Raw genomic sequence first — 312 nt, 5'->3', positions numbered from 1 at the left:
TAGAGTTGTCGGTCAGCTTGCGCGCGCGGACCTCTTACTGCTGGTCCTTTTCGTCGATTAAGAAGTCGAAATTGAATTCCAGCTGCATCTGCTGCTCGTCCCATGAGCCCATCAAAAGCATCTATTTCACGAACCAGATGTCCTTTTCCAAGCCCTCCATTTGACGGATCACACGACATTGTTCCTAGTGCTGATATTTTATGTGTAATGCGTGCTGTCTGTGCTCCAGCACGCGCTGATGCATAAGCTGCTTCGCAGCCAGCATGACCACCTCCAATAACAACAACATCATATAATTGCATTTAATTCATT

The 312-nt window shown here is 46.8% G+C and carries 1 pseudogene; it reads right to left on the bottom strand.

What is annotated here, in order from left to right:
• Positions 1 to 302, bottom strand: a pseudogene (locus tag ACFIO5_RS11290) (FAD-dependent oxidoreductase); the annotation flags it as partial.
• Between the last annotated feature and the right edge of the window lie 10 nt (positions 303 to 312).

This window comes from Bartonella sp. AA86SXKL (genome assembly GCF_042196885.1).
This window is presented reverse-complemented; position numbering and strand designations above follow the sequence as displayed.